Raw genomic sequence first — 18849 nt, forward strand, 5'->3', positions numbered from 1 at the left:
CCGCGACCGCGAGGACCGCGCCTGTGGAGAGCCAGGCCGCCGTCAGCGGCTGGTGACCACGGTCTCCGCGGGCGCGGCGCCCGCCTCCACCGCGCCGGGGGCGACCGGCGTGAGCACGCCGTCCTCGCCGACGATCCCCGCATACCAGGTGTAGCTGCGGTCGAAGTAGGTGCGCGGGATGCCCTGGAGCGTGTAGCTGGTCTGGCGCACGGTCGAGGTCACCACCGCCTCGGGCTCCGCGGACCAGTCGAACCAGTCGACGTCGCGGGTGAGCACCACGGGAGCCGTGTCCCACACGGCGGCCATGTCCACCAGCTGCGCGGGCGTGAGCGACGCGAGCGCGAGGACCGTGGGCTCGTCGCACATGACGCGCAACGAGCCGAAGTGGGAGGAGGTGCCGGCGAGGATGATCGGGCGGTCCGGCGCGACCTCGCACAGCGCGGTGATCTGCTCGTACGCCCCGCCCATCTCGCGGATGAAGACGGGCGTCGCGCCCGACACCGGGAGGGCGGCGCCCGGCATGATCGACACCCACGTGGTCAGGGGCAGCACCACGAAGGCGCCCGCGGCGATGCGGCGCGCGCGCACGCGCCAGTCCGCGCGGACCCGGTCGACGATCCACCAGGCGGCGACCGCGGCCGCGATCGCGAAGCCGGGCAGCGTCGCGGGCTCGAAGCGGCGGAAGGCCCACAGCTGGTCGGGCACCACCTCGGGGTTCCAGAAGTAGAGGAGCGACGTCGGGAGGGTCGCGCCGAGCAGCAGCGCCCACCCGGGCCGCCGCCGGATCATCCACGCCGTCGCGAGGCCGAATCCGACGATGCCGAGCAGCACCAGCGGCCACGTGAGGTAGTAGCTCACCCACGCGACGGTGTGCTCCGCATAGGTCCGCGTCGCATCGACCTCGAGCCCTTGCGCGCGCTGGAAGCCCTCCACCACCGAGTTGGTGAACTGGTCCACAGGGTCGTCGGTGCTGCGGTGCGCGGTCATCCACAGCGGCCGCGACGCCAGCACCGCGAGCAGCGCGGACACCGCGACGCCCGCGCCGATCGCGCCGCGCCGGCCGAGCATGTCGCGGGCCGAGGTGGCGACCCGGTCGCCCCCGCCGAGCCACGTCGCGGCCCAGACCGCGAGCACGAGCGTGAGCGCGCCGTAGCCGACCATGAGCGTCACCGCCTGGTCCGCGAGGCGGTCGGCGTAGCCCTCGCTCCACCGCCACAGGGCGCCGTAGCCCGCGTACAGCACGCCGCCCTGGACCGCGATGACGCCGAGCGCGGCCGCCGCGCGTCGCGCGCGCGAGCCCTCGGCGAGGGCGAGGGCGAGCACCGTCGCCACGAGCAGGCCGGCGGCGAACGCGGCGCCGTCGATGCGGAGGAACGAGGTCGCGCCCGCGGTGACCGCGCCGAGCAGCAGCGGTCCCGCGCGCCGCTCCTCGACCCCCCGCCACAGCCACAGCGCGGCGGCGAGCACGAGCACGAGCGTGAGCGGCTCCGTGTAAGCCGCGCGCGAGAGGCCGATGTGCGACACCGACAGGCCCACGGCGGCGGCGGGCGCGAGCGCGGCGAGCGGACCGAGCATGCGGCGCGCGAGCACGTAGATCGCCAGCACGCCGACCGCGCCGACGATGCTGTTGGCGACGAGCACGCCGCGGTCGCCCGCGACCCAGCCGCCGACCGCGATGAGCGCGGAGAGCAGGCGCGCTCCCTGCGGCTGGACCTCCTCGCCCCGGAGGTTCCACGCCTGGGACGCGTCGGCGAGCGCCGAGGAGTCGACCGCGGCGGCGTCGATCGCCCCGAGGGACGGGATGTCGGAGTCCGGGTGGTCCACGAGCCACAGCCCGGCGAGGCTGAGGAACCCCGGGTCGCGCACCACGATGAGGTACTCGGCGTGGAGCACGGCGGCCGCGACGGCCCAGGTCCCGGAGGCGGCGAGCGCGAGGATCGCCCCGCGCCGTTCGGCGGCGGTGACGCGCGCAGGGGCGGGGACGATGCGCCACGCGAGGAGGGTGCCGAGCGCGGCGGTGGGCAGCACGGTCCAGGGGGTATGCCAGCCCACGCTCACCCACAGCCCGGCCGACAGCGCGAGCATCACGAGCACGAGCAGGATGCGTTCCGGGGCGACCACGACGCCGGTCGCGGCGCGCGGACGGCCGTCCGCGCGCAGGGGGAGGTGGGCGGTTCGCGTCACGGCCACCCAGCGTATCGGCGGGGCCGGTCGCCGTATGCGGGCGCGGCCGCAGGGCGTCGTTGCAAAGTCGGGGTCCCCGGGTACTGTGTCGTCATGACGCGAATTGTTTTGGTCGAAGATGACCCGACCATTTCAGAACCCTTGACCCGTGCTTTGGGCCGGGAGGGGTACGACGTCGAGTGGCATGGCACCGGCATCGGAGGGGTCGGGGCGTCCGACGACGCCGACCTGGTGATCCTCGACCTGGGGCTGCCGGACATCGACGGCGTCGATGTCGCGCGCCGCATCCGCGACAAGGGCCTGCAGGTGCCGATCCTCATGCTCACCGCCCGCGCCGACGAGGTCGACCTGGTGGTGGGGCTCGACGCGGGCGCGGACGACTACGTCACCAAGCCCTTCCGCCTCGCCGAGCTCCTCGCCCGGGTCCGCGCGCTGCTGCGACGCCGGACGGGCTCCGAGGCCGGCGGCGACATCGAGGCGGGCGGCGTGCGCATCGACGTCGCCGGGCATCGTGCCTACCTCGACGGGGACGAGCTCCAGCTGAGCGGCAAGGAGTTCGACCTGCTGCAGGTGCTCGTCGCGAGCGCCGGGTCGGTGGTGTCGCGCGACGCGCTCATGCGCGAGGTGTGGTCGGCCGATCCGGGCGCGCCGTCGAAGACCCTCGACATGCACGTCTCGTGGCTGCGCCGGAAGCTCGGCGACGATGCGTCGCACCCGCACTTCATCACGACGGTGCGCGGGATGGGCTTCCGCTTCGAGACCGGCGACTGAGGGGACCCGTGCGTCGGCGCGTCCTCGCCGCGACCTTCTCCGCGCTGGCGGTCGCGGTCATCATGCTGGGCATCCCGCTCGCGGTCGCGGCGGCGCAGATCATGCGCGACGATGCGTTGCGCGACCTCGAGGTGCGGGCGAGCGTCGCCGCGCGCGCGCTCGAGCTGCGCTACCAGTCGGGCGAGGCGATCACCGAGGGCACCCTGGGCTCGTACGTCTCGAACAGCCCCGGCGCGCCCGAGTACATCAAGGTGGTCCTGCCCGACGGCGACGAGCTCACGGCGGGGCAGGAGCCCGATCCCGCCTATACCGCGAACTACGTGACCGACTCCGGCGTGATCGTCTACGTCTACGTGTCGTGGTGGGACGTGTTCTGGCAGGCCGCGCGCATCGTGGGGCTGGTCCTCGCGAGCGGCACCGTCGCGATCGTCGCCGGCGCGGCCATGGCGATCTGGCAGGCCAACCGCCTCTCCGCGCCCCTCGTCTACCTCGCGGCCTCGGCCGAGCAGATCGGCTCCGGCCAGGTCCGCCCGCGGCTCGAGACCACGGGGATCGAGGAGATCGACCTGGTGGCGGAGGAGCTCGCGCGGTCCTCGGACCGCATGGCGGCGCGGCTCGCGACCGAGCGCCAGTTCGCGGCCGACGCGTCGCACCAGCTGCGCACGCCCCTCACCGCGCTCACGATGCGCCTCGAGGAGATCGGCGCGCTCACCGATCAGGAGGAGGTCCGCGAGGAGGCGGAGCGCTCCCTCGAGCAGGTCGAGCGGCTCGTGGGGGTGGTGGACGAGCTGCTCGGCCGGTCGCGGCGCGCGCTCGGCGCCGGCACCGAGCTGGTGCAGCTCGACGAGGTCTTCGACCAGCAGCGTCAGGAATGGCTCGCCGCGTTCGAGCAGGCCGGGAGGCGCCTGGTCATCGCGCCCACGCAGTCGACGGTGTTCGCGACCCCCGGCGGGCTCGCGCAGGTGCTCGCCACGCTCATCGAGAACTCGCTCAAGCACGGCGGCGGCACCACCCGCGTGGCCGCGCGCGAGTCGGGCCAGAACCACGCCGTGGTGATCGAGGTCACCGATCAGGGCGACGGCGTGCCCGACGAGCTCGCGCCGCGGATCTTCGAGCGCGAGGTGACGTCCGGCCGGGGCACCGGTCTCGGCCTCGCCCTCGCGCGCGACCTGGTCACCGCGGACGGCGGTCGCCTCGAGCTCGCGCAGCGCGTGCCGGCGACCTTCGCCGTGTTCCTCCAGGGGGTGCCGCGCATGGTCGGCATCGACGAGATCGTGCCGCACGCCCGCCAGGTGGACCGTCGGCGTCGACGCCGCTGATCAGCCGTCGTCGCGCGAGGAGCCGGCGGCGGAGGACTCCGGTGCCGCCGCATCGTCCGCGGGTGCGTCGAAGACGAGCAGGGCGTAGCCCGCGTAGCGCGTGACGGTGCCCAGGCCGATGCCGACGAGCGAGGCGACGTTGTCCGCGAGCGCGGACGTGAAGCCCCACCAGTGGTGGCTCAGCGCGAGCGCGCCCGCCTCGACCACGAGCGCCGCGCCGTTGACCACGCCGAACAGCACGGCCTCCCGCGCCGGACGGTGGCGGCGGCGTCCGCGGTAGGTCCACTCGCGGTGCGCGACCCACGCGAACAGGATCGAGGCGAGCGTCGCGATGATCTTCGCGGTGACCACGCGGTCGTCGTCGCCCGCGACCTCCGCGTCGGGGGACAGCGGCCCGAGCCTCAGCAGGTTGAAGACGCCGAGGTTCACGACGATGCCCGCGACGCCGACGATGCCGAAGCGCGTGAGCTCGCCGGCGCGGCTCCGCAGCCACGCGAGGAGTGTGGTCATGGGGGATGAGCCTAGCCCCGGTAGTTTTGTCCCATGATCCCGATCGTCGCCGTCGTCGGTGGTGGCCAGCTCGCCCGCATGATGGCCGCTCCCGCGACCGCCCTGGGCCTGCGTCTGCGCGTGCTGGTGGAGTCGCGCGAGGCCGCCGCCGCCCTGCCCGCCCACGAGACCGTGGTGGGCCTTCCCACCGACCCGGACGCGATCGCGAGGCTCCTCGCGCACCCGCGGCCCGCGGCGCTCACGTGGGAGCACGAGCACATCCCGGCGGAGGTGTTCGAGGCGGCCGACGCGGCCGGCGTCGCGGCGCGTCCCGGGCTGCACGCGCTGCTGTACGCGCAGGACAAGATCGAGATGCGGACCCGGATGGATGCGCTCGGGCTGCCCAACCCGGCGTGGGCGCACGTCGAGACCGAGGCGGACGTCGAGGACTTCCTCGCCCGGCACGGCGGCCGCGGCGTGCTCAAGACCGCGCGCGGCGGCTACGACGGCAAGGGCGTGCGCGTGATCTCCTCGCCCGCGGAGGCGGACGACTGGCTGCGCGCCGCGGCCGATGGCGGCCCGCGCGTGCTCATCGAGGAGAAGGTGCCGTTCGAGCGCGAGCTGGCGGTGCTGGTCGCGCGCCGGCCGTCGGGGGAGCTGCGCGCGTGGCCCACGGTCGAGTCGATCCAGCGCGCGGGCGTCTGCTCCGAGGTGATCGCGCCCGCGCCCGACCTGCCTGCGCGCCTCGCGGATGAGGCCGCGGCGATCGCCCGCACCGTCGCCGAGGGACTCGACGTCACCGGTGTGCTGGCCGTCGAGCTGTTCCTCGCGGGCGACCGGCTGCTGGTCAACGAGCTCGCGATGCGGCCCCACAACTCCGGCCACTGGACCATCGACGGCGCGGTGACCAGCCAGTTCGAGCAGCACCTGCGCGCCGTGCTCGACCTGCCGCTCGGCGCGACCGAGGCGACCGCCCCGTGGACGGTGATGGCGAACGTGCTCGGCGGCGCGCGCGGCACGCTCACCGACGCGCTGGCCGAGGTGGACGATGCGGGGGCGAAGGTCCAGCTCTACGGCAAGGGCGTGCGCGCCGGCCGCAAGGTGGGGCACGTCAACGTGTCCGCCGCGACGAGGGACGAGGCGTACGCGCGGGCCGTGGCGGCCGCGGCGATCGTGCGGGACGGAGGACAGGCATGAGCATCCGCGTAGGCATCGTCATGGGGTCGGACTCCGACTGGCCCACCATGCAGGCGGCGGGGGAGGCGCTCGACGAGTTCGGGGTCGCCTACGAGAAGGACGTGGTGTCCGCGCACCGGATGCCCGAGCAGATGATCGCGTACGGGCGCGAGGCGGAGTCCCGCGGCCTGTCGGTGATCATCGCCGGCGCGGGCGGCGCCGCGCATCTGCCGGGGATGCTCGCCGCGGTGACCACGCTGCCCGTCATCGGGGTGCCCGTGCCGCTCAAGCACCTGGACGGGATGGACTCGCTGCTCAGCATCGTGCAGATGCCCGCGGGCGTCCCGGTCGCGACCGTGTCGATCGGCGGCGCGCGCAACGCGGGGCTGCTTGCGGCACGCATCCTCGGCGCGGGCGAGGGCGAGGAGGCCGCGCGCCTGCGGGCCCGGATGGCGCGGTTCCAGGAGGAGCTGCGCGAGCTCGCCTACGCGAAGGGCGCCGCGCTGCGCGACGCGTAGGCGCGCATCGTCCCTCGCTACTGGGCGATCTCGCAGTCCGCGAGGATGTCCGCCTCCGTCTCGCGCTCGGGGCTCGGGGTGGCCGTCGGGGTCGCGTCCGCGCTCGCGGACGGCGTGGCCGTCGCGGAGGACGATGCGGCGGGCGTCGGCGTCGCCGAGGCCTCGGGCTCGAGCAGCGGCCGGATCGGCTCGTCGGCGTTCAGCGCGTCGAACACCTCCTGCGCATCCGGCTGGGTCCAGTAGACCTCGTGATCGGCGTAGTGCCAGGGGACGGTGGTCATGTAGAGGTCGTCGGTGTCGAAGCGCCGCAGGCTCCACGCGAGCCCGACGAGGTAGTGGCCGTCCCCGAGCTCCTCGTCCATCGACAGCGACCGCGCGGTCGCGTTGATGAACGCGGTGCCCGTGGTGATGTCGGTGAGGACGTTGAGGCCCAGGACCTTGCGGACCATGTTCGTCAGCAGCTCCTGCTGACGCTCGATGCGCCCGATGTCCGTCCCGTCGCCCAGGGACTTGCGCGCACGGGCGAACGCGAGCGCCTGCTTGCCGTCGAGCACCTGGGCGCCCGCCTCGAGGTCGAGATGCGCCTCCTCGTCGTGCATGTCCTCCGTGATGCACATCGGCACGCCGTCGATCGCCTCGACCATGTCAACGAACCCATTCATGTCCACCGCGGCCCAGTGGTCGATGTCGAGCCCCGCGAGGTCGTGGAGCGTGGTCCACACGCATGCCGCCGCCTCCGCGACGTTGCCCTGCGAGCCGCCGTTGGCGAATGCGGCGTTGAACTTCTGGATGGATCCGGGGACCGTGCTGCCGTCGAGCATCCTGCAGTCGGAGATCGCGACGATCGAGTCGCGCGGGATCGCCACGATCTCGACGCGCAAGCGGTCCGCGGAGATGTGGACGACCATCGTGGTGTCGGCGCGCATGCCCTCGACCTCGCCCGCTCCGAGCTCCTGGTTGCCCTCGCCGAGGCGCGAGTCCGAGCCCATGACGAGGATGGTGAGGTCGTCGCCGGCCGAAGGGTCGGAGAGGCCGGACGCGACCGCGCTCGGTTCGGACGAGGGGACCAGCCCGCTGGTGTCGTACGTGGTGAATCCCTCGGTGGCCCTCTGCAGGCTGACCTCGGCGAGGACGACCGCGAAGGCGGTGATGCCGAGCACCGTGCTCAGCGCGGCGACGAGCACCCGGTGGCCGGGCTTGCGGGCGGCGTGGCGGACCGCAGAGCGTCCGCGGGTCCCCGAGGGCGCGCTTCCGGCCGGCGCGGCCTCGTCGAGCGCCGCTCCGTCGAATCCGTCGGCGTCACCCTCCGTCACGAGTGGCCTCCCGCTCCCCGAGCCGTGCCGGCCGTCCCAGCATCGTTCCTGGCACAGTACCGCGGGGCCGCGGCGGGGGAGCGGCATGAGGGGCCGCAGACGCGAAGAGGCCCGGGGGAGGAGGCGTCGCGCTCCCTCTCCCGGGCCTCGTCCGAGGACGTCGGTCCGTCAGTCGATGACGCAGTCCGCGAGGATGTCGTCCTCCGTCTCGCGCAGCGGGGTCGGGCTCGCGGTCGGCTCGGGGCTCTCCGAGGGGTCCGCGGAGGCGCTCGGCTCGGCCGAAGCGCTCGCGTCGGGCGACGCGGAGGGGCTCGCGGTCGGCTCCGGCTCGAGCAGGTCCTTGAGCGACTGGTCGGACTTGAGCGCGGAGAACACCTCCTGCGCGTCGGGCTGGGTCCACAGGACGTCGCCGCTGCCGTCGCCCGCGTACTGCCACGGCACGGTCGCCATGTAGAGGTTCGAGGTGTCGAAGTTGCGCAGGCTCCACGCGAGGCCGATGAGGTAGTGGCCGTCGCCGAGCTCGGGGTCCATGGTGAGCGAGCGCGCGAGCGCGTTGACGAACTTGGTGCCCTTGGTCACGTCGGTGAGCACGTTGAGCCCGAGGACCTTGCGCGCCATGTTGGTGAGCAGCTCCTGCTGGCGCTCGATGCGCATGAGGTCGGTGCCGTCGCCCAGGCCGGTGCCGGTGCGCGCGCGGGCCCAGGCGAGGGCGGTCTCGCCGTCGAGGACCTGGGCGCCCGCCTCGAGCTCGAGGTGCGCCTTCGAGGAGTAGACGTAGTTGGGGATGCACATCGGCACGCCGTCGACGGCGTCCACCATGTCGACGAAGCCCGAGAAGTCGACCACGGCGTAGTGGTCGACCAGCAGGCCGGTGAGGTCGTAGATGGTGGTCATCACGCAGGCCGCCGCCTCGGCGACGTTGCCCTGCGAACCGCCGTTCGCGAACGCGATGTTGAACTTGCCGGTCCAGCCACGGACGGTGCTGCCGTCGAGCATCTTGCAGTCGGAGATCGCGACGCGCGAGTCGCGCGGGATCGACACGAGCTCGATGCGGGACCGGTCGGCCGAGATGTGGGCGATCATCGTCGTGTCGTTGCGCATGCCGCCGACGTCGCCCTTGCCCAGGTCCTGGTTGTCCTCGCCCAGACGGGTGTCCGAGCCGAGCAGCAGGATGTTGACCGCCTTGCCGGCCGACGGGTCGTCGAGGCCCTCGTCCTCCGCGACCGCCGACGGGGTGACCGAGGGCAGCAGCGCGCTCACGTCGACGGTGGTGATCCCGTCGGTCGCGCGGTTGAGGCTCGTCTCGAAGAACACTGTGCCGAAGCCGGCGGCCGCCGCCACCACGCCGAGCAGCGCGGCGAAGGTGCGGTGCGAGGGGACGCGGGTCGCGTGGCGCACGCGTGCGCGGCGACGATGGTCCGAGACCTCAACGGTCATTCAAGCTCCTGAGTCCTGCGCGCGTGCACGCGGTGTCGATACGGCTGGCGACACAACGCGCGACGGTGGCCCCAGGTTCCGTCCTCCGCGGCTATCGGCACTGCGCGAGCAGGTCCTCGGTCGTGGAGGGGGAGACGGAGGGGGCGTCGCTGGACTTCGCCGAGGACGAGGGGGTGGCGGAGGAGGTCGACCCCTCCTTCTTTCCGTCATCCCAGGCGGAGCTCGCGTCACCCTCAGCGGTCACCGAGATCGGTTGGTCGTTGCGTACATCGTCCCACATCTGCTCGGCCTCGGGCAGAAGCTCCACATTGAGGCCGTCCGCCGTGTACCGCCACGGCGGCGTGTGGAAGATGATGTCGTCCGTGCCGAGCCCGCGCAGGCTGTAGGCGAGCCCGACCAGGTAGGTGGTCGACGCCATCTCCTCGTCCATGGTGAGCGACTCGGCGGCCGCGCGCAGGAACCGCGTGACCTCGTCGGTGTCCGTGAGGAGGTTCTTGGACAGCACGGTCGCGGCCACCTGCTCGAGCAGCTGCTGCTGACGCGTGATGCGCTGCAGGTCCGATCCGGACACGTCGCCCTCCTCCGCGGTGCGCAGGCGCGCGTACGCGAGGGCGGTCTCGCCGTCGAGGATCTGCGGGCCGGCGTCGAGCTCGAGGTGCGCCTTCTCGGACACGATGCGCTCGGGGATGCACATCGGCACGCCGCCCAGCGCGTCGACCATCTCGACGAATCCCGTGAAGTCGACGACGGCGTAGTGGTCGATGTAGATGCCGGTGAGCTGCTCGACGGTCTTGATGGTGCAGGCGGCGGCCTCGGCCGCGTCGCCGCGGAGCCCGCCGTTCGAGAACGCCACGTTGAAGTCGCCGTACGTGGCCGGCACCGTGGAGCCGTCCTTGTACGTGCACTCCGGGATCTCGACCTGAAGATCGCGCGGGATCGACACGGCCTCGACCCGGCTCCGGTCCGCGGCGATGTGGACGATCATCGTGGTGTCGTTGCGCATCCCCGAGACGTCGCCGCCGCCGACGCCCTGGTTGTCGCCCTCGCGCGTGTCGGAGCCCATGACGAGGATGTTCAGCTCGTGGCCGGCGTCCTGGTCCGTGGGGCGCTCGGGGCGGTCGCCCACGAGCGTGTCGACGTCCTCGGCGTTCGCGGCGAGCGTCGAGTCGAGCCGGTCCACCACGGTCCCGCCGTACGTGAGGACGTAGCCGAGGAGGGCGCTCGCCGCGAGCAGCGCGAACCAGGCGACGCGCCTCGCGGTCGACGGGCGTGCGTGGCGGGGCCGCACCGCCTCGTGCTCGCCCATGCATCTCCCTCGCGCGTGTCCCTGCCGCATTGTAGGCGCGGGGCGGGCGCCGGGGAGGGGAGCGCGGAGCGGCTCGGCGGGCCGGGGCCCGGCGACGCGCCCGAGCGCGCGAGCGCCGTCGCGCGCGGCGCGCCCGACCCCCGGACCGTCGGCGCGAAAGATTAGTTGGTGTGAAATGGATCATCCGACTTGACTGCGGCTGATTACACGGCTGTAATTCATAGGACGGGTGGAGGGCCCGTCGGATCGGGAGGTGGGACCGTGTGGGATATCTACAGCGGCTCCGTGCCCTCCGACGCGGGCAGGCCGGCATCGACGCTGGCATCCGTGGTCGACATCTTCGACGGAACCGAGGATGACGGCCCTCTGGCATGGCAGGAGCGCGCTCTGTGCGCCCAGACCGATCCCGAAGCGTTCTTCCCCGAGAAGGGTGGTTCCACGCGTGAGGCGAAGAAGGTGTGCGCGTCCTGCGACGTGCGTGCCGAGTGCCTCGACTACGCGTTGGCCAACGACGAGCGGTTCGGCATCTGGGGTGGGCTCTCGGAGCGCGAGCGTCGCAAGCTCAAGCGGCGCGCGGTCTAGCCGGAAGCCCTGCGTGGGAGCGCGATGAGTCATGCGCGCCTGCTGGTGCGCGCGATCGTCGTCTCCGACGGTCGCTCGACGCATCTGACCGACGTCCTCGCCGCGATCGCGGCGCAGTCGCTGCGCCCCGACATCGTGCACGTCGCGCTGCCGCTCGACGCACCGCGCCCGGCGGTCCCCGACGGGTTGACGGTCGACTGGCGCGACACCACCCGCACCGCCTCGCGCGGCATCGGGCTCGTGCTCGCCGACCACCCCGCGCACCCGCACGAGTACCTCTGGCTGCTCCACGACGACACGGCCCCGCTGCCCGACGCGCTCGCCCAGCTGGTCGCGACCGCGAAGAAGCGCACGGCCGCGGCCGTGGTCGCGCCCGCCCACGTGCGCTGGGACGATGCGTCGCGGCTGGTGAACCTGGGCGTCACGACCACGAGGGTGGGCGCCCGCCGCATCGACCTGGTCGAGCAGGACGACATCAACCAGGGCCAGTACGACGAGCGTGACGATGTGCTCGCCGCGTCGCTGGCCGCGGCCCTGGTCCGCCGCGACGTGTGGGAGGCGTTCGGCGGCGTCGAGCCGGCGTACCGGGCCTACGGGGACAGCCTGCACTTCTGCCGGCGCGCGTGGCGCGCGGGCCACGACGTGGTGATGGTCCCCGGGGCGAAGGTGCGCCACGCCCAGGACGGGCTGCGCGGCGTGAGGTCCGGGTCCAGCCGGGGCGCCGACTCGACCTACGGCCTGCGGCGCACGGGCGAGTGGGTCCACGCGCTCGCGTGGGCGCCGGCGCTCGCGGTGCCGTTCCTGGTGCTGTGGTCGTTCGTGTCCGCGGCGACGCGCGCGCTGCTGCGCATCGCGCAGAACGAGTCGCGCATGGTCGGCGCCGATCTCGCGGTGCCGTGGCGCCTCCTCGCGCGCCTCCCCCAGGTACCCGGCATGCGCGCGCGGATCCGGCGCGGCTCGACCAGGCCGCCGTCCGCCGTGGCGCCGTTCCTCCTCGGCACCCGCGCGGTGGTCTCGTACGTCCGAGCGCGCGAGCTCCATGCCTACGATCGCTGGCGCGCGCAGGCGGCGCCGTCGGACATGGTGCGGCTCGAGCTCGAGCGCGCCGCCGCGCGCCGCCGGGGCGGGCTCGCGCTCCTGACCGTCCTCGCGATCGCGGCGTCGGTCGCGCTGCACGGCACGTGGCTCACCGCGATCGTCTCGGGGCGCATGCTCGCGGGGCCGGCGCTCGGCGTCACCGACGTGTCCGTCGCCACGCTGTGGGAGCGGACGTGGTCGGGGTGGAGCGCCGAGGGCTTCGGCTCGCCGGCGCTCGACGGCGCGTTCAGCGCGCTCATGCTGCCGCTCGCGGCGCTCCCGGGCGGGCTGCGCGTGTGGCTCGGCCTGCTGCTCGCACTCGCCGTGGCGCTCGCCGCGGTCTCGGCATGGTTCGCCCTCGGCGCCGCGACGCGCTCGGTGTGGGCCCGCGGGCTCGGGGCCCTCGCGTACGGGCTGTGGCCCCTTCATCTCCAGGCGATCGCCGACGGCCGTGTCGGGCCGGTGATCGCGCATCTCATGCTCCCGTGGTTCGCGATGGGGCTGGTGCGCGCCGCCGGGTGGCACCGCGGCGAGGCCGTGGGCGGCGGGGAGGAGTTCCCCGCGCGCCGCATGCCGTCGCCCAGCGCGGCCATGGGCGCCGCGTTCTCGCTCGTGGTCGTCGTGGTCGCCTCCCCGGTCCTGCTTCTTCCCCTGCTGCTCGTCGTCGCGGTCGCGGGCGCGTGCGCGGGCCGCGCGCGGTGGCGCGTGTGGTCCGCCGCGGTCCCCGCGCTCGTGGCCTCCGGGCCCGCGCTGCTCGCGGCGTGGGCGGCGGGTCCGCTGTCGCGTGACGCCTGGGCGATCATCGCGCGCGAGAACGGGCCGGCGCTGTCCTCCGAGGCGGTCGAGCCGTGGCGCATCGTCCTGGGCCTCACCGGCCACTCGGCCGGGGCGCCCGGCCTCCCGGGCCTCCCGGGAACGGTGGTGGTCGGCGCGATCGGGCTCGGCGCCGTCGTGGCCGCGGCCATCGCGGTCGCCTCGGGGAGGGCCCCGTGGGCGGTCGCGAGCGGGCTGGTGGTCGCGGGCCTCGGCGTCGTCACCGGCGTCGCCGCGCAGGCCACGGTGGTGGTCCACGCCGACGGTCTCGCCGATGCCCCGGCGAACGGCTTCGCGGGACCGGGCTCGACGCTCGTCGCCGCCGGCCTGATCGGCGCGGCCGCGGCCGCATCGTCCCGCCTGTGGTCCCGAGCCGAAGGCCGCGGGGGCGCGCTCGTCCGCACCGCATCGTCCGTCGCGGTCGTCGCGATGGCGGGGGTGCTCGTCGCGGCCGTCGTCGTCGAGGCGTGGCCCGGGCGCGCCGAGCGCGGCGACGTGCACGCGGTGGACCCCACGGTGCTGCCGCTCGTCGCGGCGCTCGAGCAGGACCTGGCGACGCGACAGCGCGTGCTGGTGCTGACGGACACCGATGCCGGGGTCGACTTCACCGTGCTCGAGACCGACGGCACCACCGTGCTCACGGGACGCGCGCAGAGCGCCGCCGACGGCTCCCCGATGGCACGGCCCGGCGTCGTCCTCGCGACGCCGTCGGCGCTCGCCGACACCGTCGCGACGCTCGCCGGCGCCGGCGCGGGCGCGACGCCCGTGCTCGCGGACTGGGGCGTCGGCGTCGTCGTCGCGGCGCCGGGGTCGATCATGATCGCGAGCTCGCTCAGCCAGATCCCCGAGCTCGACCTCATCGGCGCGAGCGACGTGGGCACGTCCTACCGCGTCTCGCGCGCGGGCGACGATGCGCCGGTGTCGCGCGCGTGGCTCGAGCGCGACGGGGTGGCGGCCACCGCGGCGTCCGACTCGTGGTCGGGCCGGCTCGCCGCCGACGGAGGCGCCGCGGGAACGCTCGTGATCGCCGCCGCGGGCGACGAGCGCTGGACCGCGGAGGCCGACGGCGCCGCGCTCGAGCGCGTGGACGATGCGGCGGGCCGCGCCGCCTTCGCGGTCCCCGAGGGCGCGCAGGACGTGACCTACCGGTACGAGGACCCCGACTATCGCGCGTGGTGGTGGGCGTCGCTCGCCGTGGTCGCGTGGGCGATGATCGGCATGGTGCCGCTCCACGACCGCCGGTTCCAGGCGGTGCGACGATGATGCGCAGGATCGTGGTGCTGCTCGCGGCCGCGGCCGCCGTGCTCGCCGTGGTGGTCGCCGGTCGGATCCCCGTCGAGGAGCCCGGCGAGGCGCCGGTCACGGTGGCCGAGGTGACCCCGGCCGTCCAGCCGATCGCGTGCCCCGGCCCCGTCGAGATCCCGGTCGGCGACATCGACTCGGGCGATCCCGACCTGGGCTCCGGTTCGGAGGACCGCTCCTACGACGTCGCGGGGGAGGGAACGGACCCCGTCGGCGCGGGCTTCCGAGCCGACGGCGACGCCGCCGCGTCGGTCGAGCGCATCGGCACGGGCGACGTCGCGGGCCTCGCGGCCGCCTCGTGCCTCGCGCCCGTGCGCGACCAGTGGCTCGTGGGCGGGTCGACCGCGCTCGGCGCGAGCGCGCGACTGGTGCTGACCAACCCCTCGGACGCCTCGTCCGAGGCGACCGTCACCCTCTACGGCGGCCTGGGCGAGCTCGAGGAGCACGCGGTCCTGTCCATCGCGCCGGGAGGCCAGCAGGACGTGCTGCTCGAGGCGGTGGCCGCGGAGGTGCCCGCGCTCGCCGTGCGGGTGGTCGCGACGGGCGCGGGAGTGGTCGCGCAGCTCCAGGACTCGCGGCTCGACGGCTTCCAGGCCGCCGGCACGGACTGGGTGAGCCGCGGCGCATCGCTGGCGACCTCCCTCGTGGTGCCGGGGGTGGGGGTGAGCGGCGACGCGACCGCGACGCTGCGCCTGCTCGCGCCCGAAGGCGCGACCGCGCACCTCACGCTCGCGGGCGACGACGGCGCGGTCGAGTGGGGCGGTGTGTCCGCGCTCAGCCTCGAGCCCGGGGTGGTGACCGAGGTCCCCGTGCCCGCGATCGCGTCCGGGGCCGTGCAGATCGAGGCCGATGCCCCCGTGGTCGCCGGTGCCGTGCTCACGGTGCCGCGCGCCGTCACGGACGGCCCTGCCGGCGCGTCGGCGGCCGATCTCGCGTGGACGCCCGCGCAGGCGGTGGGCGACGGCGCCGCGCGCACCCTGATGATCGGCGAGCACGTCACCGCGATCGCCGTCCACGCGGCGCAGGCGGGCGAGGTGGCGTTCACGGACGCGTCCGGCGAGGTGGTCGCCTCGGCGACGATGCGCGCCGGGTCGACCCGCACCCTCGCGGTCGACCTCCCGGCCGGCACCGTGGTGACCGGTCCCGCGGGAGTCGCGTGGATCGCCGTGCTGTCCGACGATCCGGGCTTCGTCGCGACGCTCGTCCCGCGCCGCACGGACGTCGAGAGCACCGAGGTGCAGGTGGGGCAGCGGCCCTACGTGCGCGACGGGTCCTGAGCGCCGCTCAGCCCGTGCCGTACTCCGGGTCGACGTCCTCGGGCGGCCGGCCGACCACGTGCGCGACGTGCTCCGCCACGACGTCGCGCACCAGCCCCGGCAGCTCCGCCGGCTCGGCGCGCTGCTCCAGCGGGCGCCGGTAGATCACCACGCGCGTCGGCTGACCCAGGTCGGAGGGGAATAGGCGCCCGAGCGGGACGCCGTCCTCCCAGGGCGTGGGGTCGGACGGCGGCACGTCCTCGGTCCCGAACTCGATGCGACCCCACTCGCCGCCCCACCGGGGCTCGAGCCGGTCGACCGCATCGGCCACCAGCTCGTCGAAGCGCTCCGCACGCGTGCGATGACCGGGTGCGCCGAACGGCAGGAGGGGCCGGCGCAGGCCGCGGCCGTGGCGATCGCGACGGGACATACGGCGAGGCTACCGCGCCGGCCGCGCGCCTCCCCGGACGTCGCGGCGCCTCGCCGTGCCTCGGCGTGGCAGCGGGGCGCGCTCGCCGCACGGAGGTACCGTCCTAGACGTGATCGCCACCCGCCAGTGCTCGCGCTCGTCGTGCGCCCGCCCCGCCGCGGCCACGCTCACCTACGTCTACGCGGACTCCACCGTGGTCGTCGGTCAGCTCTCGGCGGCGGCGGAGCCGCACAGCTACGACCTGTGCGCGCACCACGCGGACCGCTTCACGGCGCCGCGCGGCTGGGACGTGGTGCACATCCAGAGCGAGTTCGTCGAGCCGGAGCCGTCGAGCGACGACCTCGAGGCGCTCGCGCGCGCCGTGCGCGAGGCGGGGCGGCCGCGGCCGGCTCCCGCGTTCACCCCGCCGGCGCCCGTCGCGTCCGAGCCGCGGCGCGGACACCTGCGGGTCATCACCAACGACGCGTAAAGCGCCCAAAAAGGAATCGTGAAGGACAGGGGTCGCGGCGTCCCGCTACCCTGACCCCGTGACGACCGCACCTGATCTGTCCCAGCTCATCAAGTCGTACGACGTCCGCGGCATCGTGGGGGAGACCCTCACCGCCGAGGTGGCCACCGCGATCGGCGCGGCCTTCGCGGACGCGATCGTCCTCCCCGAGGGCGAGAGCACCGTCGCGATCGGCCACGACATGCGCGACAGCGGTCCCTGGCTGGCCGATGCGGTCGCCGCGGGGCTGACGGCGCGCGGGGTCGACGTGGTGCGGATCGGCCTGTGCTCCACCGATGGGCTCTATCACGCGTCCGGCGCGCTCGACATCCCGGGCGTGATGATCACCGCGAGCCACAACCCCGCCGCCTACAACGGCATGAAGCTGTGCCGCAGCCGCGCCCGCGCCGTGGGCGAGAACTCCGGGCTGGCCGACGTGCGCGCGCTCGCGTCGCGGTACCTGGTCGAGCCTCCGGCCGCGGCCGAGGCGCCGGGCACCGAGTCGACCCGCGACATGGTGGGCGAGTACGGCGCCTTCCTGCGCTCCCTGGTGCCGCTCGACGGGATCCGCCCCCTCAAGGTCGTGGTCGACGCGGCGAACGCGATGGCGGGCTACACCGTCCCCGCGGTGCTGGGCACGGCCGCCGGGCTGCCCGCGCTGCCGCTCGAGATCATCCCGATGTACTTCGAGCTCGACGGCACCTTCCCGAACCACGAGGCGAACCCGCTCGACTCCTCGACCCTCGTGGACCTCCAGGCGGCGGTGAGGGAGCACGGCGCGGACATCGGCCTCGCGTTCGACGGCGACGCGGACCGCTGCTTCGTCATCGACGAGCGCGGCGAGGTGGTGACGCCGTCGACCATCACGTGCCTCGTGGGTCTGCGCGAGACCGCGCGCGAGCTCGCCGCCGGCGACCAGCCCACCGTGATCCACAACCTCATCTCCTCGCGCGCCGTGCGCGAACAGCTGGCGGCGGCGGGCGCGACGCCCGTGCGCTCGCGTGTCGGCCACAGCTTCATCAAGGCGGAGATGGCGCGGCTCAACGCGATCTTCGGCGGCGAGCACAGCGGCCACTTCTACTTCCGCGACTTCTGGTACGCGGACTCGGGCATGATCGCCGCGATGCACGTGCTCGCGGCGCTGGGCACGCAGGACCGGCCGCTGTCCGAGATGCTCGCCGCGCATGATCCCTACGTGGCGTCGGGCGAGATCAACTCGACCGTGGCCTCCGTCCCCGAGGCGCTGGCGCGCGTGAAGGCCGCCTTCGTCACCGCGGACGTGGACTCCGACGAGTTCGACGGGCTCACGGTCGAGCACTGGCCCGCGCCGGGCGAGGGCGAGCGCTGGTGGTTCAACGTCCGCCCGTCGAACACCGAGCCGCTGCTGCGCCTCAACTCCGAGGCTGACGGCCAGGAGCTCATGGAACGCATGCGCGACCGCGTCCTCGCCGTCATCCGGGAGGGCTGAGTGTCCACCGAGGGCGGCACCAAGGCCGTCGTCGCGGCGCTCAGCGCCAACCTGGGCATCGGCGTGACCAAGTTCGCCGCGTGGGGGCTCACGGGCGCATCGTCCATGCTCGCCGAGGCCATCCACTCGGTGGCGGACTCCGGCAACCAGCTCCTGCTGCTGCTGGGGGCGCGCAAGGCGCGCCAGGAGGCGACGCCCGAGCACCCGTTCGGGTTCTCCCGCTACCGCTACTTCTACGCGTTCGTGGTCGCGGTGGTCCTCTTCACGCTCGGCGGCTGCTTCGCGCTGTACGAGGCGTGGCACAAGTGGCAGCATCCCGAGCCGATCGAGTCCTGGCAGTGGGTGCCCGTGGTGGTGCTGCTGGTCGCGATGGCGCTCGAGGGCATGTCCTTCCGCACCGCGATCATCGAGTCCAACAAGATCCGCGGCAACGTCGGCTGGGGCCGCTTCATCAAGCGCTCGCGCTCGCCCGAGCTGCCCGTCATCCTGCTCGAGGACTTCGGCGCGCTCATCGGCCTGGTGTTCGCCTTCATCGGCGTGGTCATGACGCTGCTTACGCACGACGGCCGCTGGGACGCGCTCGGCACCGCCATGATCGGCGTGCTGCTGGTATGCATCGCGACCGTGCTGGCGCGCGAGACCCGCGAGATGCTGCTCGGGGAGTCCGCGACCGAGGAGGACGTCGCGAGGATCCGCGAGGCCCTCGCCGAGGGCGGCTACCCCGACATCATCCACCTGCGCACCTCGCACCTGGGTCCCGAGGACATCCTCGTGGCGGTCAAGGTGGGGGCGCGCGCGGACGAGACGCTCGAGACCATCGCGGCGCGCACCGACGCGGCGGAGGCGCTCATCCGGGCGGCCGTGCCGGGGGTGCGGCTCATCTTCATCGAGCCCGACGTCCGCCACGAGGCCTGACCCCCC

The 18849-nt window shown here is 74.0% G+C and carries 16 protein-coding genes; 10 read left to right on the forward strand and 6 right to left on the reverse strand.

Going from position 1 to position 18849, the window contains the following annotated elements; genetic code table 11:
- Window positions 1–42: 42 nt before the first annotated feature.
- A complete protein-coding gene (locus AOM09_RS03410; protein WP_156162203.1) occupies window positions 43–2184 on the reverse strand; it encodes a hypothetical protein in 2142 nt (713 codons plus the stop codon).
- 93 nt (window positions 2185–2277) lie between these two features.
- On the opposite strand from AOM09_RS03410, the gene AOM09_RS03415 reads away from it, so the two are divergent.
- Window positions 2278–2955 carry a response regulator transcription factor gene (locus AOM09_RS03415; RefSeq protein WP_062384267.1) on the forward strand — a complete coding sequence of 226 codons (678 nt, stop codon included), beginning with the start codon at window positions 2278–2280 and terminating at the stop codon, window positions 2953–2955.
- Window positions 2956–2963: 8 nt separating this feature from the next.
- On the forward strand, window positions 2964–4274 hold the full coding sequence (locus AOM09_RS03420) for an ATP-binding protein (protein WP_062384271.1): 1311 nt from the start codon (window positions 2964–2966) through the stop codon (window positions 4272–4274).
- On the opposite strand, the gene AOM09_RS03425 is transcribed toward AOM09_RS03420, so the two are convergent.
- Window positions 4275–4784 (reverse strand): GtrA family protein, encoded by a 510-nt coding sequence (locus tag AOM09_RS03425; protein ID WP_062384274.1) that lies wholly within the window; start codon window positions 4782–4784, stop codon window positions 4275–4277.
- A gap of 33 nt (window positions 4785–4817) precedes the next feature.
- Here AOM09_RS03425 and AOM09_RS03430 point away from each other — a divergent pair, with 33 nt between their 5' ends.
- On the forward strand, window positions 4818–5960 hold the full coding sequence (locus tag AOM09_RS03430) for a 5-(carboxyamino)imidazole ribonucleotide synthase (RefSeq protein ID WP_062384277.1): 1143 nt from the start codon (window positions 4818–4820) through the stop codon (window positions 5958–5960).
- Window positions 5957–6457, forward strand: coding sequence for a 5-(carboxyamino)imidazole ribonucleotide mutase (gene purE, locus AOM09_RS03435; RefSeq protein WP_062384281.1), 501 nt, complete (start codon window positions 5957–5959; stop codon window positions 6455–6457). Before AOM09_RS03430 ends, purE begins: the two co-directional genes overlap by 4 nt.
- Before the next feature lie 17 nt (window positions 6458–6474).
- Here the strand turns inward: purE and AOM09_RS03440 are convergent, their stop codons facing one another.
- From AOM09_RS03440 to AOM09_RS03450, 3 genes are all read right to left on the reverse strand, one after another.
- Window positions 6475–7770, reverse strand: a complete 1296-nt coding sequence (locus tag AOM09_RS03440; RefSeq protein ID WP_062384284.1) for an LCP family protein — start codon at window positions 7768–7770, stop codon at window positions 6475–6477.
- Between the two features lie 168 nt (window positions 7771–7938).
- Complete coding sequence (locus tag AOM09_RS03445; RefSeq protein ID WP_062384287.1) at window positions 7939–9207, reverse strand: LCP family protein; 1269 nt, start codon at window positions 9205–9207, stop codon at window positions 7939–7941.
- A 91-nt stretch (window positions 9208–9298) separates the two neighbouring features.
- A complete protein-coding gene (locus tag AOM09_RS03450; RefSeq protein ID WP_062384290.1) occupies window positions 9299–10513 on the reverse strand; it encodes an LCP family protein in 1215 nt (404 codons plus the stop codon).
- 318 nt (window positions 10514–10831) lie between these two features.
- Here AOM09_RS03450 and AOM09_RS03455 point away from each other — a divergent pair, with 318 nt between their 5' ends.
- The 3 genes from AOM09_RS03455 to AOM09_RS03465 are packed head-to-tail and all read left to right on the forward strand — an operon-like array spanning window position 10832 to window position 15564.
- A complete protein-coding gene (locus tag AOM09_RS03455; RefSeq protein WP_439644954.1) occupies window positions 10832–11095 on the forward strand; it encodes a WhiB family transcriptional regulator in 264 nt (87 codons plus the stop codon).
- Between the two features lie 24 nt (window positions 11096–11119).
- Window positions 11120–14248 (forward strand): glycosyltransferase family 2 protein, encoded by a 3129-nt coding sequence (locus AOM09_RS03460; RefSeq protein ID WP_062384296.1) that lies wholly within the window; start codon window positions 11120–11122, stop codon window positions 14246–14248.
- Window positions 14245–15564 carry a DUF5719 family protein gene (locus AOM09_RS03465; RefSeq protein WP_156162204.1) on the forward strand — a complete coding sequence of 440 codons (1320 nt, stop codon included), beginning with the start codon at window positions 14245–14247 and terminating at the stop codon, window positions 15562–15564. The genes AOM09_RS03460 and AOM09_RS03465 overlap by 4 nt, the downstream gene beginning before the upstream one ends.
- A gap of 7 nt (window positions 15565–15571) precedes the next feature.
- On the opposite strand, the gene AOM09_RS03470 is transcribed toward AOM09_RS03465, so the two are convergent.
- Window positions 15572–15973, reverse strand: a complete 402-nt coding sequence (locus AOM09_RS03470) for a metallopeptidase family protein (RefSeq protein WP_082098775.1) — start codon at window positions 15971–15973, stop codon at window positions 15572–15574.
- Between the two features lie 109 nt (window positions 15974–16082).
- On the opposite strand from AOM09_RS03470, the gene AOM09_RS03475 reads away from it, so the two are divergent.
- Genes AOM09_RS03475 through AOM09_RS03485 form a run of 3 tightly spaced genes read left to right on the forward strand, consistent with a single transcriptional unit; the run spans window position 16083 to window position 18843 of the window.
- Window positions 16083–16442: a DUF3499 domain-containing protein gene (locus AOM09_RS03475; RefSeq protein WP_062302784.1), complete on the forward strand. Its 360-nt coding sequence runs from the start codon at window positions 16083–16085 to the stop codon at window positions 16440–16442.
- Between the two features lie 58 nt (window positions 16443–16500).
- Window positions 16501–17928 carry a phosphomannomutase/phosphoglucomutase gene (locus tag AOM09_RS03480; protein ID WP_062384302.1) on the forward strand — a complete coding sequence of 476 codons (1428 nt, stop codon included), beginning with the start codon at window positions 16501–16503 and terminating at the stop codon, window positions 17926–17928.
- Complete coding sequence (locus AOM09_RS03485) at window positions 17929–18843, forward strand: cation diffusion facilitator family transporter (RefSeq protein ID WP_062384305.1); 915 nt, start codon at window positions 17929–17931, stop codon at window positions 18841–18843. It abuts the gene before it with no gap.
- Window positions 18844–18849 lie beyond the last annotated feature (6 nt).

Source organism: Demequina iriomotensis, from assembly GCF_000971395.1.
Taxonomy (GTDB): Bacteria; Actinomycetota; Actinomycetes; order Actinomycetales; family Demequinaceae; genus Demequina; species Demequina iriomotensis.